The sequence below is a fragment of the Bradyrhizobium sp. CCBAU 45389 genome (assembly GCF_028128625.1).
In the GTDB taxonomy this organism is placed as follows: domain Bacteria; phylum Pseudomonadota; class Alphaproteobacteria; order Rhizobiales; family Xanthobacteraceae; genus Bradyrhizobium; species Bradyrhizobium liaoningense_B.
This window is the reverse complement of record NZ_LBIY01000096.1, coordinates 32,005-47,788: the sequence shown is the minus strand read 5'-3', so window position 1 is coordinate 47,788 and position 15,784 is coordinate 32,005. Positions and strand designations below refer to the sequence as shown.

Below are 15,784 nucleotides of genomic sequence, written 5' to 3'. Positions count from 1 at the left end.
GATAATACCCCTATGTGGTCGAAACTTTCATTGCCTCCAGAACTGCGGCTGAGTCCGCGACCCAGCCGAAGATGCCGCCCTGGGCCTTGATCATCCTCAGGCCCATCTCGTGAAACTCGGGGAAGTACGATGCGCAGCCGTCCGAAATGACGACGCAGCGATAACCGCGGTCGTTGGCTTCGCGCACGGTGGTGTTGACGCACACTTCAGTGGTGACGCCGCACACCAGGAGATTTTCGATGCCGTATTTCTCCAGCACGTCCGTGAGCTCGGTGGCGTAGAACGCGCCCTTGCCGGGCTTGTCGATCACGACCTCGCTGTCGAGCGGATAGAGCTCGGGGATGATGTCGTGGCCGGCCTCGCCGCGAATGAGGATGCGGCCCATCGGGCCGGGATCGCCGATGCGCAGGGACGGCGCGCCGCGCTCGACCTTCGCCGGCGGTGCATCGGACAGGTCAGGCAGATGGCCCTCGCGGGTGTGGATCACCAGCATCCCGGTGTCGCGCGCCGCCTTCAGCACGGCGCCGATCGGCTTCACCGCGCGCGCGAGCTGGCTGACGTCATTGCCCAGCGTCTCGCCGAAGCCGCCGGGCTCCATGAAGTCGCGCTGCATGTCGATGATGAGAAGCGCGGTGGCGGGCCAGTCGAGCTTGATCGGCTCGGGCTCGGCGCTGATGACGCCCGGTGTCGGCTTGGCTGAGTTCAACATGACGCAGGCCCCCACGAGAACTCTCTTTGCCAGGAGTTCTGCAAGCGCCGTGCCATTGTGTACAATAACGATCGGACCGACGGCGCGCGGAAATTTACTGCGCTGTCAGAATGTTATCGGAGGAGCGCGGGTCTGCTTATTCGCTGTGCGACGGCTTTACGGCGTGCATTTGCTCAAAGCATGAGCGACGGCCGAGCCCGCTTTTTTAGCGGGCAGTATCTCCGTACAGCCGCCGATACTCCTCCTCATACGGCGCATAGGAGTCCTTCAGCGTCGCCATGTTGAGCAGCATCGTCGCCACCACCGTACCCGCCTTGTCGAACACGCGCGTCTTTGCCCAGGCGCTTTCGGTGCGGCGGCTGCCGGAGAGCGCGACCACCTCGCGCTCGACTTCATATTCCTCGTCGACAAAGAGCGGGCCCTTCACCAGGCGGATCTCCTGGTCGGCGAACAGACCGACGGCCGGTCCCCTGGCCGGCAGCGGATCCTCCTTGGAGCGGTACTGGAACAGCACGCTCAGCATCTCCATCGGGATGATCGGCCTGCGCCAAGGATTCGCAAAAGCATTGTCCGCGCCCGAATAGTACGGCGAGCTCTCGGTGATGACCGCGAGCTTTTGTCTCAGGGAGAACGGATAGAGGTCGCCCATGTTCTGGTCGAATGCCATCCGCACCGTCTGCCGCTTGCTCGTCTGCGCCACCTTCACGTCGCGCAGGATGACGGGATCGGTGAGCGGCTTGAGCTCGCCAAGACGCGTCTCGAGCGCAGTCGCAACCTGTGCATCCCCGACCGAGGCCGTCCCGCGCAGCACCTCGGTGCCGTCGCGCTTCACCATCTGGATCTGGCATTGGCTTGTGCCGGGCAGCGGCTTCGACAGGATCGCCTGCACTTCCTCGCCCTCGTAGCAGACGCTGCGATAATGCGCGGACAGGCAGCCGCTCTCGAACCAGGCCTGCCCCCACAGCCGCGCGCCGAGCGGGGCGAACTGGCTGAAATGCGTCGGGCCTTCGATGGTGCCGCCCTTGAAGCCGAGCTTCTGGGCGGTGGCATCGTCATGGATGGAGGCGTGCGCATCGTAGGTTTGCGCCTGAAGCATCTGGCGCGGCTTGCGCCACGGCCCGATCAGCGCCTCGGCGGTCTCGGTGATCTCGGTTCCGAATGCGTTTGCAGTCATGGCTTTCCTCCACAGGCAGCCATGACTAACAGGACCGCCACGGATGCGGCCAGCGATATTGACTTCGGTGGTCCATGCTTTTGACTGGCAACACCCGCCTCGCAGGGCCGCACCTTTTTCCGCGGCGCAAAATCCCCGCCGGACCAAGAAGAACAAGGACATCGAAATGACGCTGATGCAGGTCGAGCTGGACGATAAATACCGGCTCGAATCGAAGCGGATCTTCCTGTCCGGAACGCAGGCCCTGGTTCGCCTCCCCATGTTGCAGCGCGAACGCGACCGGCTTCAGGGCCTCAACACCGGCGGCTTCATCTCGGGCTATCGCGGTTCCCCGCTCGGCATGTACGACCACGCGCTGTGGCGCGCGAAGTCGCATCTGCAGCAGCACGACATCGCCTTCGTCCCCGGCCTGAATGAGGATCTGGCGGCAACTGCCGTCTGGGGCAGCCAGCAGGTCGGCCTGTTTCCCGGCGCCAAGGTCGATGGTGTGTTCGGCATCTGGTACGGCAAGGGGCCGGGCGTCGACCGCTCGGTCGATGCGCTCAAGCATGCGAATGCGGCCGGCACCTCGCTCAATGGCGGCGTGCTCGCGCTCGCCGGCGACGACCATGGCTGCCAGTCCTCGACGCTGGCACACCAGAGCGAGCAGGTGTTCGCGGCGGCGATGATCCCCGTGATCAATCCGGCCACGCTGCAGGATTATCTCGACCTCGGCCTCTACGGTTTCGCGCTGTCTCGCTTCTCCGGCTGCTGGGTCGGCTTCAAGGCGATCAGCGAGACCGTCGAGAGCTCGGCGTCGATTGACAGCGATCCCGAACGCATCAAGATCGTGCTGCCCGATGATTTCGAGATGCCGCCCGGCGGCCTCAACATCCGCTGGCCCGATCCGCCGCTGGAGGCTGAGAGGCGCCTGTTCGGCCCGAAGATGGCCGCCGTGCAGGCCTTCGCCCGCGCCAACCAGTTCGACCGCATCATGCTCGATTCCAGGCCCGCAAGGCTCGGCATCGTCGCGACCGGCAAGGCCTATCTCGATCTGCGCCAGGCCCTCGCCGATTTGGGCATCACCGACAAGGACGCGCAGGATCTCGGCCTTCGCATCTACAAGGTCGCGCTGACCTGGCCGCTGGAGGAAAGCGGCGCCAAGCGTTTCGCTGAAGGTCTTCAGGACGTGCTGGTGGTCGAGGAGAAGCGCGGCTTCATCGAAGACCAGCTGATGCGCATCCTCTACAACATCGACGCTTCAAAGCGCCCGACCGTCACCGGCAAGCGCGACGAGCGCGGCGCGCCACTGTTGCCGAGCGAGGGCGAGTTGACGCCGACGATCGTGGCCTCCGCCCTCGTCGCGCGGCTGCGCAAACTCGGCCATCACAGCCCGGTGCTCGAGCAGCGCCTGGCGCGGCTCGAGGCCTTCGACAATCCCGTCACCACGAGCACGCAGATCACGCTCGCGCGCACGCCGTTCTTCTGCTCGGGTTGTCCGCACAACACCTCGACGCGCGTGCCCGAAGGCAGCCGCGCCATGGCCGGCATCGGCTGCCACGGCATGGCCCTGAGCATGCCGACCCGTCGCACCGATTTGATCTCGCATATGGGCGCCGAAGGCGTGAACTGGATCGGCCAGTCGCCCTTCACCACCGAGAAGCACATTTTCCAGAATCTCGGCGACGGAACCTACACCCATTCCGGCCTGCTGGCGCTCCGCGCCGCCTCCGCCGCCGGCATCAACATCACCTACAAGATCCTCTACAATGACGCCGTGGCGATGACCGGCGGCCAGCCGGCCGAAGGCGCCTTCAACGTCGCGCAGATCGCGCATCAGGTCTGGGCCGAAGGCGTCAAGCGGCTTGCGATCGTCTCGGACGATCCCAGCAAATACCCTGAAGGCAATTACTTCCCGCAGGGCGCGACCATCCATCACCGCCGCGAGCTCGATGCCGTGCAGCGCGAGCTGCGCGATATCAAGGGCCTCACGGTCATCATCTACGACCAGACCTGCGCAGCGGAAAAGCGCCGCCGCCGCAAGCGCGGGCTCTACCCGGATCCGGCCAAGCGCGCCTTCATTAACGAGCTGGTCTGCGAAGGCTGCGGCGACTGCTCGCAGGCGTCCAACTGCGTCTCGGTGCAGCCGCTGGAGACCGAGTTCGGTCGCAAGCGCCAGATCGACCAGTCGAACTGCAACAAGGACTTTTCCTGCGTCGAGGGCTTTTGCCCGAGCTTTGTGACCGTCCATGGCGGTTCGCTGAAGCGCATGAAGACCTCGGCCGTGGATTCCGGGCAGCTGTTCGCCGATCTGCCGCTGCCGCCGGCGCGTGAGCTCGACGGCCCCTACAACATCCTCGTCACCGGCATCGGCGGCACCGGCGTCATCACCATCGGCGCCCTGCTCGGCATGGCCGCCCATGTCGACGGCCGCGGCTGTTCCGCGCTCGATTTCACCGGCCTGTCGCAGAAGAACGGTGCGGTGATGAGCCATGTCCGCATCGCACGGAGGCCGGAAGACATCTCCGCCGTGCGCATCACCACCGGCGGCGCCGACGTCATCCTCGGCTGCGACATGATCGTCTCGGCCGGCCCGACCGCGCTCAGCCGCGCCGAGCGCGGAATGACCAAGGCCTACATCAACGCCGATCTGCAGCCGACCGCGAGCTTCGTGCAAAACCCCGATCTCGATTTCGAGATGAGTACGATGCAGACTGTCTTGCGCGATGCCGTCGGCGACAAGAACCTCGACATCATCGACGCCACGGGCATTGCGGCCGCGCTGATGGGCGACAGCATCGCGACCAATCCCTTCATGCTCGGCTTCGCCTTCCAGAAGGGCGCGATCCCGCTCTCGCTGGAGGCCCTGCTCCGCGCCATCGAGATCAACGGTGCCGCCATCGAGATGAACAAGCTCGCCTTCACCTGGGGCCGCCTCGCCGCCCACGACATGTCGCGCGTGCGCAGCGTGCTCCAGTTCAAGGCCCGCGCTTCCGCGACGGCGAAATCGCTCGACGACATCATCGCGACCCGCGCGGAGTTTTTGACCGGCTATCAGGACAGGGCGTATGCCGACCGCTACCTTTCGGCGGTTGCCAAGGTGCGCAAGGCGGAGAGCGCAGCTTCGCCCGCGTCCACCGAGTTGACGGAAGCCGTGGCGAAGAACCTGTTCAAGCTGATGTCCTACAAGGACGAGTACGAGGTCGCGCGGCTCTACACTGATGGCAGCTTTGACAAGAAAGTGTCAGAAAAATTCGATGGCGACTTCACGTTGAAGTACCATCTGGCACCGCCGATCTTCGCCAAGCGCGACAAGACGACCGGCCGTCTTCAGAAGCAGGAGTTCGGCGGCTGGATGGTTCATGCGTTCCGCGTTCTCGCAAAACTCAAGTTCCTGCGCGGCGGCGCGTTCGATCCGTTCGGCCGCACCGAAGAACGCCGGACCGAGCGGAAGCTGATCGAGGATTATCTGGCGATGATCGATGGGCGGGTCGCCGGGCTGAAGGCGGAACAGATCCCGCTGCTGGCACGGCTCGCGCGCGTGCCCGAGACGATCCGCGGCTTCGGCCATGTCAAGGAAGCCAACATCAAGCTGGCGGCGGCCGAGAGGGCGCGGCTTGAAGCGGAGCTGGAGAACAGCCGCTTTGCCGCGGCTGCGGAGTAGCGGCCGCATTGTCACCAAGCACACAGGTGTCGTCGCCCGGCTTGACCGGGCGATCCAGTACTCCGAGACGGCAGTGAAATACAGATAGGCCGCGGCGTACTGGATGCCCCGCCTTCGCGGGGCATGACAGCGGTGGGGATGGCTAGACTGGTGTTGTGGCGACGCTTGGTGGCAGCAGCACCACCCCACCCTCCGCCAGATGCCGCCCCGCGATGTACCCGAACGTCAGCGCCGGTCCCAGCGTAATCCCCGGCCCCGGATAATTGCCGTTCATGATCGAGCCCATGTCGTTGCCGCAGGCATAGAGCCCCGCGATCGGAGTGCCGTCCTCGCGCAGCACGCGGGCCTGCGCGTCGACCTTCATGCCGATCGCGGTGCCGAGGTCGGCGGGATAGATCCGCATCGCAAAGAACGGCGCGCGGACGATCGGCGCAACGCAAGGGTTGGGCTTGTGGGAGGCGTCGCCGAGATGGCGCTGGTAGATGGTGCTGCCGCGGCCGAATTCGGGATCGCGCCCCTCCTTCGCGTCGGTGTTATAGGCCGCGATCGTCGCAGAGAGCGTGGACGGCTTGATGCCGATCTTCGCCGCGAGTTGCGCGATGTCGGGGGCCTCGACCAACTCGCCACTCTTCACATAGCGCCGATAGCCGCGCGTAAACGGCTTGATGCGGCCGAGGCCATAGCTCCAGAGGAACTGACGGTCGCAGACGAGATAGAACGGCCGGTCCGACTCACCATTGCCGTCGCGCAGCATGGCAAGCACGAACTCGTGGTAGGACAGCGCCTCGCTGACGAAGCGGCGGCCCGCGGCGTTGACGGCGATCACGCCGGGCTTGGCGCGGTCGGTCACCGTATGCGGGAACACGCCGCGGCTGCCGTCGGCGCGGCGGAACAGCGAAGCCGGCACCCAATAGGCCGGGCTGGTCGCGTCCGTGTTGAGCGCGGCACCGGCTGTGGCCGCAAGCCGAAGCCCGTCGCCGGTGCCCGATATGTTCGTCGCCGAGACAAATCCCGCAGCCGCAGGGAAGAAGCGCTTGCGCAAAGCGGCGTCGTGCGAGAAGCCGCCGGTCGCCAGCACCACGCCGCGGCGCGCGGCAATCAGGCGGTCGCGGGCGCCGTGACGGATCACCACGCCGGCGACGCGATCGCCTTGCATCGACAGATCCTCGATATCGGCGCTGAAGAGGATTTCGACCTGCCGCGCCAGCAGCGAGGCGTAGAGCCGCGCGGCGAGCGCGTTGCCGAGATGCAGTGTCGTGCCGCGTGGGCTGCGCAGCCGCTGCAACGCGTATGCGGACACCAGCCGCGCCGCGCGCAGGGTCGAGCGCAGCGATTTTCCGACACGCCGCAGATGCGGAATGTCGAGCCGGTTGACCATCATTCCGCCGAACAGCGTGAACTCCGGCAGCGGCGGCCGCAGCCGCGCGAAGGCCTGGCCCAGCCGCGTGCCGTCGAAGGCCACCGGCTCGAGCACGCGACCGCCTGATGTTGCGCCAAGCCGCTCCGGATAATAATCCGGATAGACCTTGACGGGCTGGAGCCGCACCTCGGTATTGACCTCGAGCCATGCGACCGCCTCCGGTCCGCGCGCGAGGAAGGCGGCGCGCAGGCCAGCATTGGCGGGCTCGGGCACCGTGCTCGACAAATACTGGACGGCATCCGTGACGCTGTCCGAGAGCCCCGCCTCTTTCATCTTGGCATTGGCGGGGATCCAGACCATGCCGCCGGACCATGCGGTGGTGCCGCCAACGTAGGCGGTCTTCTCGATCACCAGCACGCGCAGGCCTTGGGCAGCCGCAACGGCCGCGGCCGTCATGCCACCGGCGCCAGCGCCGATGACCACGACGTCGTAGGTCTCATGCGCCGGCATCATGCGGCGGGTGTCCGGAGGCGGGGCATGACACCGTCATACCCCGCCCGCGAGCTTGCAGCTAGCGCTGCGGCTTCCGCTCGATCGGGTCGATGTCGATCGCCCGCAGGCGGCCGAGCCGCAGCACGTCCATGGCGAGACGGCGGCCGATGCGGTCGCGGTCGAGCACGCGGATCAGATCGTCGACGCCGTTGATCTCGACGCCGTCGAGCCTGATCACGACGTCGCCGGGCAGCAGGCCCGCCTTCGCCGCCGGTCCATCGGGCTCGATCTGCATCAAGAGCGCGCCCATCTTGTTCTCGACGCCGGCCAGCACCGCATGCCGCCGCGGCACCGGCGCGGTCTGCCCGGCGACGCCGATATAGGCGCGGCGGACATAGCCGTGGCGGATGATCTCCGACAGCACGAATTGCGCGGTGTTGCTGGCGACCGCAAAGCAGATGCCCTGCGCGCCGTTGATAATGGCCGTGTTGATGCCGATTACCTCGGCATTCGACGACACCAGCGGCCCACCGGAATTGCCGGGATTGAGCGCGGCATCGCTCTGGATCACGTCCTCGATGGTGCGGCCGCTGACCGAGCGGATCGAGCGCCCGAGCGCCGAGACCACGCCGGCGGTCACGGTCGACTCGAAGCCGAGCGGATTGCCGATCGCGATCACGAGTTGGCCGCGCCGGAGCGTCTTGGAGTTACCAAGCGCGGCATAGGGCAGATCGCGCACGCCATTGGCGCGCAGCAGCGCAAGATCGGTGTCGGGATCGACGCCGAGCACCCGGGCGTCGCCGACATGGCCCTCGACGTCGCGCAGCCGGATCTCCTTCGACGTACCGACCACATGGCTGTTGGTGAGGACGAGGCCGTCCGGCGAGATCACGATGCCGGAGCCGAGCCCGCCGCGCTCGCGGCCGTTCGGCACTTTCGGCCCGGTCTCGACGCGCACGACCGCAGGACCGACGCGGTCGGTGACGTCGATCACGGCATTGGAATAGGCGTCCAGCAGCGCCCGGTCATCGGCCGGAGCAGCCGCCGCCGTTCGCGATGACGGGGCGTCATCGGCGATATCTGAGGTGTAATCCAGCATGGCAAGAGTCCTTGAGGCTCACACAGATGGTGGCCTGTTCCCGCCAGCGCAAGGGACCCGTCTGGAGCGCAAGGCTGTGCTGCCCAGTGGACTGCCCAAGTGGCTAGGGCGCGCGCCGCAGCGTGCCCGCCCTCGCCTTGACCGGATCGAGCAGCGACCAGTCACCGTCGGGGAGCACATGGCCCTTCGGAAACGGCGCGCGCAGCTCCAGCCCGAGCGATCGCAGCACGCGGTCGTCCCGGTAGTAGCATTGCATAACGACGCGGACGAGCGTTGCTGCCGGCACGCCGCCGTGCTTGCGGAACTGCTGCGCGACGCCGTCGCGTGCGTCGGGCGCGAGCTCGGCGAGCGGCATCCCCGCGAGCCGCGCCAGATGGTCGAGCGCCGCCGCGACCAGCCTGGTATCCCGGCCAAGGGTTGCGAGGATGTCGGCCTGGATGATGTCGTCATCGGCAGCGGGGACGCGATATTCCTCGCTCGCTGGAATGATCATCGCGGCGATCGTGCGCAAGTCCTGGCGCTGCCGCGGCGTGAGGGTCATCTGCTCGGACATGTCGGTCCTCTAGTCGAACAAATTGGCGAGGCGCTGCTTCATCTGGTCGGCGATGTAGAGCGCGAGGGCCTGGATGGTGGAGGTCGGGTTCACGCCGCCGGAGGTGACGAAGATGCTGCCGTCGACGATGAAGAGGTTTTTGACGTCGTGCGAGCGGCCCCATTCGTTGACGACGGAGCGCTCGGGGTCGGTGCCCATCCGCGCCGTGCCGAGCAGGTGCCAGCCGCCCCATGGGATCGGCGAGTTGACGCAGATGTCGCTCGCCCCCGCCGTCTCGAGAAACTCCCGGCCGCGCGCCAGCGCATGCTCCATCATCTTCCGGCTGTTCTCGCTGATGGTGTAGTCGATCTTCGGCGCGGGAATGCCGTGGCTGTCCTTCAGGATCGGATCGAGCGTGACGCGATTGTGCTCCTCCGGGAGGTCCTCGCAGATCGCGGAGAAACCCAAGCGATGGCCGTTGAGCTTGCGGAAGACGCGGTGATGATCCGCGCCCCACGGCAGGATGCCCTTCTGCTCGCTGACGACGGCCTCGAACACCGGCCCTGCTCCGCGCACGAACTGAACGCCGTAGCCGCGCACGAAGCCGCGCGACAGGTCGGTGTCATACCATTCCTTGCTCCACAGGCAGGTCGGCGGCGCGCGGTTGGAGTCAGTCGGCTCCTTCACATAGCCGTAGATCTGCGCATAGGGATGGAACATCAGGTTCTTGCCGACGAGGCCCGACGAATTGGCCAGACCGTTCGGGAAGCGGCTTGAGGCCGAGTTCAGCAGCAGCCGCGGCGTGCCGACGCCGTTGCAGGCGATGATGACGACATGCGCCGGCTGGAACTGCTCGACGCCGTCCTTGTCGTAATAGACCACGCCCGAGGCCATGCCGTTCTCGTCGGTGGTGATCTCGCGCACCCGGCAATGGGTGCGCAGCTCGACGCCGGCGCGGATCGCATGCGGCCAATAGGTGATGTCGGTGGAGGACTTTGCGCCTTGCGCGCAGGCCGGCGTGCAATGGCCGAGATTGATGCAGCGCGCCCGCCCCTCATAGTCCATCGTCGCGACCGTCGTGTCCGACGGCCACCAGTGCCAGCCGAGCTCGTTCATGGCCTTGCCGATGATGGCGCCGGACAATCCCATCGGCTGCTGCGGCATTGGCGGGTGGGTCAGCGGCGAGAGCGGATCGCCTGAGAGCCCCGACGTGCCCATGATGCGGTCGTTCTCTTCGAAGAACGGCGTCAGCGCATCGTAATCGATCGGCCAGTCGTCGGCGACGCCGTCGAGCGTCTTCACCTTGAAATCGGACGGGTGCAACCGCGGCCAGTGTGCGGTGTACATCACGGTCGAGCCGCCGACCGCGTTGTAGTTCACCACCTTGATCGGCGAATTGTCGTCGTTGATCGGGTAGTCCTCGGGCCGGCCGCGAACATTGGGGCTCGACGACCACTCGCCGTAGAACTTGGCCTCCCAATCCCGGCCCGTACTGGGATATTCCGCCGGGTTCATCCAGCCGCCCTGCTCCAGGCAGAGAATGTGCATCTTGGTTTCGGCCAGCGACCACGCCACCGCCGCCCCCGATGCGCCGGCGCCGATGATCAGGACGTCCACGGGATCTTTCATCGCAACCTTGTCCTCCCCCTCGCCGCTTACCGGGCGATTCGGCCGTTCGCGCTCCGCGAGGCCGGCGAACGATAGGGTCAGAGCTGCGGCCGAGTAAAGCCGCGAGGCCGGAATGTCGCACTTCGCAGGGCGCAGACCATTGGTATCGCCACGTCCGGATGCTAGGAACAGGGCGCACGAGCAATCGATAGCGAGACCGCATGTCCTTCCGAAATTTCTTTGCCGCCGCCCGCGCTTTTGCGCTCGTTTTATTTTTCGTTTTGTCCGGATTTCTGGCGTCTTCCGAGCCGGTCTCCGCCCTGACCGCCGCCGCGACGGTCCGCGACGGCAATTCCATCCAGCTTGGCGACGTCACCTACCGGCTTGACGGCGTCGACGCGCCGGAGCTGGACCAGGTCTGCATCGACGACCACGCCGATCCCTGGACCTGCGGCATCGAGGCCCGCGACCAGCTGACGAAGCTGATCAACAAGCGCTCCGTGCGCTGCGACGATGTCGGGCCGGAAAAGAGCTTTGGCAAACGCCACCGCGCCATCTGCACGGCCGAGGGCGACAAGGCGACCTTGAACGAGCAACTGGTCAAGCTCGGCTATGCTGTCGCGCGCGAGCCGATCAAGGCGAACGTCAAGCCGGCGGCGTCCGAGGCGAAGACAGCCTCAGCCGGGATCTGGAAGGGCTGCTTTGTTGCACCGCAAGAATTCCGCAGCGGCAAGAAGGACGGTGCGCTGCTGGGCGCCGCCTGCCGCTCCGATCGCGACAAGGAGATCCGCGCCGTGCTGTTCCCGGACGAGCTGACGATGCCGCCGAGCTGCAGCATCAAGGGCAAGCTCGCGGTGCGCGCCCGCGTCACCGGAAATATCGGCATCTATCATTTGCGGGGCTGCCCAAGCTATCCCGCGACCACCAAGCCGGACCGCTGGTTCTGCTCCGAGGACGACGCCCAGGCCGCCGGCTTTCGCAAGGCCTATAATTGCCGCCGGCCAAAGTGAAAAATTCCTTCACGCATCCGTGAGTGGTAGTCCGAGACCGTATTGATCCGGAATTGAACCTCGGCGGGAGTTGCTGCACTTATCAAAGTGCGCACGCGCTTTGCGCGAGCGTTTCCTTGGCAGACGATCCTCATCGGATTGTCTTTGCTCGGGCGTTTCCTCCCTAGACTTGGGCCGCTTGTCACAACAAGCGGCTCTTCTTTTTTGGGGCGGGCCCTGCATCGTTCCCGCTACTGGCGCATCATGATCTGGTCCATCGGCGGCATGTTGCCATTCAGATGCGACATGATCCAGACGGTGCCGCCGACCACCAGGAACACGACCAGCAGCCCGAAAGCCAGCGCCAGCACGTTGTTGGTGTTGTCAGGACCCGTGGTGATGTGCAGGAAGAACACCAGGTGCACGCCCATCTGCGCGATCGCCAGCACGATCAGCGCGACCGGGATCGAAGGCTGCCAGACCAGATCGGTCCCGGCGATGAAGAACGACGTCGCCGTGAGCAACAGCGCGAGCACAAGGCCGACGACATAACCCAGGATCCGCTCACCGACACTGTGCTGCTCTTCCTCGCCCGGCGCGAGATCGTGCCCGGCCGGAATATGCGTCTGATCGCTCATGGGGCACCCCCAAGCAGGTAGACGACGGAGAACACCCCGACCCAGATGATGTCGAGTGCGTGCCAGAACAGCGCAAAGCACATCATCCGCCGCAGCACGTCGGCGCGAAAGCCCTTTGCAAAAACCTGGGCCATCATGGTGAGCAGCCAGAGCACGCCGGCGGAGACGTGCAGGCCGTGGCAGCCGACCAGCGAGAAGAACGACGTCAGGAAGGCGCTGCGCGAGGGGCCATAGCCGCGCGCGATGAGATCGGCGAATTCGCGGAACTCGATGACGAGGAAGATCACGCCGAGCAGGCAGGTCACGGCCATGCCAAGATAGAACCACAACCGGTTGCGCACATCGGCGGCAATGCTGGCCATCCCGCAGGTAAAACTCGACAGCAGCAGGCAGACAGTCTCGATCGCGACGTTCCGCTGCTCGAAGATCTCCGAGCCCTTCGGGCCATCCGCGGTCTGGCCGGACAGCACCGCATAGGCCGCAAAGAAGCAGGAGAACATCACGATGTCGGAGAGCAGGAAGACCCAGAAACCGTAGGCGGTGACGATCCGCTTCGACGCGGGCCCGGGATGCTCGATGACGACGCCGATGTGATGGGGATCGGCGCGGGCATGGCCGACGGTCGCTGTCATCGCCATCAGACCGCTCCCGCCATGCTGACGAGGCTGCGCCGCTCCTCGAGATTGACGCGATCGATGCGGGCGACCTCCTCGGCGGGAATGACGTATTCGTCATGATCGCGCCAGGCGAACACGACGAAGGTCGCGAACGCGCCGATACCGCCCAGGATCACCATCCACCAGATGTGCCAGATCAGCGCAAAGCCCATGATGCTGGCAAAGAACGCGCAGACGAACCCGGTCGGCGAGTTCCTGGGCATCTCGATGTCCTGATATTCGGGCACGTCATGCTCGAACGATTGCTGCTGGGCGCGCGCCTTCATGTCCCAATAGGCGTCCTCGCCGCGGACATCGGGATGGAAGGCGAAGTTGAACACCGGCGGCGGCGAGGACGTCGCCCATTCCAGCGAGCGGCCATCCCAGGGATCGCCGGTGCGGTCGCGCAGCGCCTCGCGATTGCGGATGCTGACCACGAGCTGCATGATCTGGCAGATCACCCCGATCGACAGCACGGCCATCCCGAATGCCGCGACGATCATCCAGGGCCGCCACGCCGCGACGTCGTAATGCTGCAGGCGCCTGGTCATGCCGAGCATGCCGGCGATGTAGAGCGGCATGAAGGTGATCCAGAAGCCTGTGAAGGTGAACCAGAACGCGGCCTTGCCCCAGCGCTCGTCGAGGCGGAAGCCGAAGGCCTTCGGGAACCAGTATTCGAAGCCGGCAAAGGCCCCGAACAGCACGCCGCCGATGATGACATTGTGGAAGTGGGCGACCAGGAACATGCTGTTGTGGAGCATGAAGTCCGCCGGCGGCACCGCGACCAGAACGCCCGTCAATCCGCCGATGATGAAGGTCACCATGAAGCCGACCGACCACAGCATCGGCGTCGCAAAGCGGATGCGGCCGCCATACATCGTGAACAGCCAGTTGTAGATCTTCACGCCGGTCGGGATCGCGATGATCATGCTGGCGATGCCGAAGATGGCGTTGACGTCCGGCCCGGCGCCCATGGTGAAGAAATGGTGCAACCAGACCATGAAGGAGACGACGCAGATCGCCATGGTCGCGAGCACCATCGAGCGGTAGCCGAACAGCGCCTTGCCGGAGAAGGTCGACACCACTTCGGAGAAGATGCCGAAGGCCGGCAGCACGAGGATGTAGACCTCGGGGTGCCCCCAGGCCCAGATCAGGTTCATGAACATCATGACGTTGCCGCCGGCCTCATTCGTGAAGAAGTGGAAGCCGAGATAGCGGTCGAGCAAGAGCATCGCGAGCGTCGCGGTGAGGATCGGGAACGCTGAGACAATCAAGAGGTTCGAGGCCAGCGTGGTCCAGCAGAACATCGGCATACGCAGATAGTTCATGCCCCTGGTACGCAGCTTCAGCACCGTGGTGACGAGATTGATGCCGGCGACCAGCGTGCCGACGCCGGAGATCTGCAGCGACCAGGCGTAATAGTCGACGCCGACGCCGGGTGAATAGGACAGTCCCGACAGCGGCGGAAACGCGAGCCAGCCGGTGCGCGCGAACTCGCCGACGACCAGCGAGATATTGACCAGCAGCGCGCCGGTCGCGGTCAGCCAGAAGCCGACCGAATTGAGCGTCGGGAACGCAACGTCGCGGACGCCGAGCTGGAGCGGCACGACCAGATTCATCAGCCCGATCACGAACGGCATCGCTACGAAGAAGATCATGATGGTGCCGTGCGCCGAGAAGATCTGGTTGTAATGCTCCGGCGGCAGATAGCCCTGCGACTGGTAGGCGACCGCCTGCTGGATCCGCATCATGATGGCGTCGCTGCCGCCGCGCAGCAGCATCACCGAGGCCAGCAGGATGTACATGACGCCGATGCGCTTGTGATCGACGCTGGTGATCCATTCATGCCAGAGATAGGGCAGATGCCCCCTCACCACGACCCAGATCAGCACGGCGAGGATCGCAACCAGCACCACCGCGCCGGCGACGAGCGGGATCGGTTGATCGAACGGAATGGCCGACCAATCGAGCTTACCGAGCATCGTGGCCTCCACTGTGCGGCCGGCCGGCAGCCGATATCAGCTCTGGGCCGGGCCCTGGCGGAATGTGCTGGGTCGCGATCAGGTCGAACAGGCGCGGGTCTTCGAGGCGGTAGGTCGGCCGGCCCCGCTCGATGCCCTGCTGCATCAGCTTCTTGTAGCTGTCCTCGTTCAGCACGGCATCGCTCTTCGCCGTGGTCGCCACCCAGTCGGGAAACGCCAGCGGCGAGATCACGTTGACGTCGAACATCATGTCGGGAAAGCCGTCGCCGGAGAAATGCGCGGAGAGGCCTTGCAACTTACCCTCATTGTCCGCGCGCAGGTTCAGCCGCGTGACCATGCCGTTCATGGTGTAGATCATGCTGCCGAGCTGCGGGATGAAGAACGTGTTCATCACGCTCGACGACGTCAGCTGGAAATTCAGCTCGGCGCCGGCCGGCACCGTCAGCGTGTTGACGGTGGCAATGCGCTGGTCCGGATAAATGAACAGCCATTTCCAGTCGAGCGAGACGGCCTGGATGCGCACCGGACTGCCGGTCCCCGGCACGGGCGCTGCGGGATCGAGCTGGTGCGAGCCGATCCAGGCGACGCCGCCGAGCAGGATGACGGTCAGCGCCGGGATCGACCACACCACCATTTCGACGCGGCCGGAGTAGACGAAGTCAGGCTGGTAACGCGCTTTCGGATTCGAGGCGCGAAACCAGAACGCAAAAGCCAGAATCGCGAAAATGGTCGGGACCACGATCACGAGCATGATGAAGACGGAATCGACCAGGATGGTGCTGTTGGCCGCAGCCACGGGCCCTTGTGGGTCGAGCAGATTCATCGGCAAGCCACTGGCGATTGGGAAGCCCCGGGAGAGAGCCTAGCGCGGAAAAGGCTCCGCAACAAACGCGATCCCGTGA

General features: G+C 65.3%; 12 protein-coding genes. 2 read left to right on the top strand and 10 right to left on the bottom strand.

Translation table 11 applies throughout. The annotated features are described in order from the left end of the window. Positions 1–10: 10 nt before the first annotated feature. Positions 11–709, bottom strand: coding sequence for a cysteine hydrolase family protein (locus XH79_RS30100; protein WP_212343429.1), 699 nt, complete (start codon positions 707–709; stop codon positions 11–13). A gap of 205 nt (positions 710–914) precedes the next feature. Continuing rightward, positions 915–1,883 carry a hypothetical protein gene (locus XH79_RS30095; RefSeq protein ID WP_271583977.1) on the bottom strand — a complete coding sequence of 323 codons (969 nt, stop codon included), beginning with the start codon at positions 1,881–1,883 and terminating at the stop codon, positions 915–917. 160 nt (positions 1,884–2,043) lie between these two features. On the opposite strand from XH79_RS30095, the gene XH79_RS30090 reads away from it, so the two are divergent. Further along, the gene (locus XH79_RS30090) at positions 2,044–5,526 is read left to right on the top strand and encodes an indolepyruvate ferredoxin oxidoreductase family protein (protein ID WP_271584343.1); all 3,483 of its coding nucleotides are present in this window, start codon (positions 2,044–2,046) and stop codon (positions 5,524–5,526) included. 142 nt (positions 5,527–5,668) lie between these two features. Here the strand turns inward: XH79_RS30090 and XH79_RS30085 are convergent, their stop codons facing one another. The 4 genes from XH79_RS30085 to XH79_RS30070 all read right to left on the bottom strand — a co-directional run bounded on the left by XH79_RS30085 (position 5,669) and on the right by XH79_RS30070 (position 10,638). Further along, positions 5,669–7,399, bottom strand: a complete 1,731-nt coding sequence (locus XH79_RS30085) for an FAD-dependent oxidoreductase (protein WP_271583976.1) — start codon at positions 7,397–7,399, stop codon at positions 5,669–5,671. Between the two features lie 58 nt (positions 7,400–7,457). Then, on the bottom strand, positions 7,458–8,477 hold the full coding sequence (locus XH79_RS30080; RefSeq protein WP_271583975.1) for a S1C family serine protease: 1,020 nt from the start codon (positions 8,475–8,477) through the stop codon (positions 7,458–7,460). Positions 8,478–8,580: 103 nt separating this feature from the next. After that, a complete protein-coding gene (locus XH79_RS30075; protein ID WP_271583974.1) occupies positions 8,581–9,030 on the bottom strand; it encodes a hypothetical protein in 450 nt (149 codons plus the stop codon). Between the two features lie 9 nt (positions 9,031–9,039). Further along, entirely contained in the window at positions 9,040–10,638 is a 1,599-nt protein-coding gene (locus XH79_RS30070; protein ID WP_271583973.1) for a GMC family oxidoreductase, read from the bottom strand. A gap of 200 nt (positions 10,639–10,838) precedes the next feature. Here XH79_RS30070 and XH79_RS30065 point away from each other — a divergent pair, with 200 nt between their 5' ends. Next, positions 10,839–11,627, top strand: coding sequence for a thermonuclease family protein (locus tag XH79_RS30065; RefSeq protein WP_212343422.1), 789 nt, complete (start codon positions 10,839–10,841; stop codon positions 11,625–11,627). Between the two features lie 230 nt (positions 11,628–11,857). Here XH79_RS30065 and cyoD read toward each other — a convergent pair whose 3' ends face one another. The 4 genes from cyoD to XH79_RS30045 are packed head-to-tail and all read right to left on the bottom strand — an operon-like array spanning position 11,858 to position 15,705. Next, positions 11,858–12,244 carry a cytochrome o ubiquinol oxidase subunit IV gene (cyoD, locus tag XH79_RS30060; protein WP_211413664.1) on the bottom strand — a complete coding sequence of 129 codons (387 nt, stop codon included), beginning with the start codon at positions 12,242–12,244 and terminating at the stop codon, positions 11,858–11,860. Continuing rightward, positions 12,241–12,882: a cytochrome (ubi)quinol oxidase subunit III gene (locus XH79_RS30055; protein ID WP_271583972.1), complete on the bottom strand. Its 642-nt coding sequence runs from the start codon at positions 12,880–12,882 to the stop codon at positions 12,241–12,243. Before XH79_RS30055 ends, cyoD begins: the two co-directional genes overlap by 4 nt. Next, positions 12,882–14,882 (bottom strand): cytochrome o ubiquinol oxidase subunit I, encoded by a 2,001-nt coding sequence (cyoB, locus tag XH79_RS30050; RefSeq protein ID WP_212343419.1) that lies wholly within the window; start codon positions 14,880–14,882, stop codon positions 12,882–12,884. Before cyoB ends, XH79_RS30055 begins: the two co-directional genes overlap by 1 nt. After that, complete coding sequence (locus XH79_RS30045) at positions 14,872–15,705, bottom strand: cytochrome ubiquinol oxidase subunit II (protein ID WP_271583971.1); 834 nt, start codon at positions 15,703–15,705, stop codon at positions 14,872–14,874. The genes cyoB and XH79_RS30045 overlap by 11 nt, the downstream gene beginning before the upstream one ends. Positions 15,706–15,784: the final 79 nt, after the last annotated feature.

Bases quoted from the DNA above. Each gene is read 5' to 3' on its own strand.
- XH79_RS30045 (WP_271583971.1), bottom strand. From the start codon at position 15,705: ATGAATCTGCTCGACCCACAAGGGCCCGTGGCTGCGGCCAACAGCACC.
- XH79_RS30065 (WP_212343422.1), top strand. From the start codon at position 10,839: ATGTCCTTCCGAAATTTCTTTGCCGCCGCCCGCGCTTTTGCGCTCGTT.
- XH79_RS30095 (WP_271583977.1), bottom strand. From the start codon at position 1,883: ATGACTGCAAACGCATTCGGAACCGAGATCACCGAGACCGCCGAGGCG.
- XH79_RS30085 (WP_271583976.1), bottom strand. From the start codon at position 7,399: ATGATGCCGGCGCATGAGACCTACGACGTCGTGGTCATCGGCGCTGGC.
- XH79_RS30070 (WP_271583973.1), bottom strand. From the start codon at position 10,638: ATGAAAGATCCCGTGGACGTCCTGATCATCGGCGCCGGCGCATCGGGG.
- XH79_RS30075 (WP_271583974.1), bottom strand. From the start codon at position 9,030: ATGTCCGAGCAGATGACCCTCACGCCGCGGCAGCGCCAGGACTTGCGC.
- cyoB (WP_212343419.1), bottom strand. From the start codon at position 14,882: ATGCTCGGTAAGCTCGATTGGTCGGCCATTCCGTTCGATCAACCGATC.
- XH79_RS30100 (WP_212343429.1), bottom strand. From the start codon at position 709: ATGTTGAACTCAGCCAAGCCGACACCGGGCGTCATCAGCGCCGAGCCC.
- XH79_RS30080 (WP_271583975.1), bottom strand. From the start codon at position 8,477: ATGCTGGATTACACCTCAGATATCGCCGATGACGCCCCGTCATCGCGA.
- cyoD (WP_211413664.1), bottom strand. From the start codon at position 12,244: ATGAGCGATCAGACGCATATTCCGGCCGGGCACGATCTCGCGCCGGGC.
- XH79_RS30055 (WP_271583972.1), bottom strand. From the start codon at position 12,882: ATGGCGATGACAGCGACCGTCGGCCATGCCCGCGCCGATCCCCATCAC.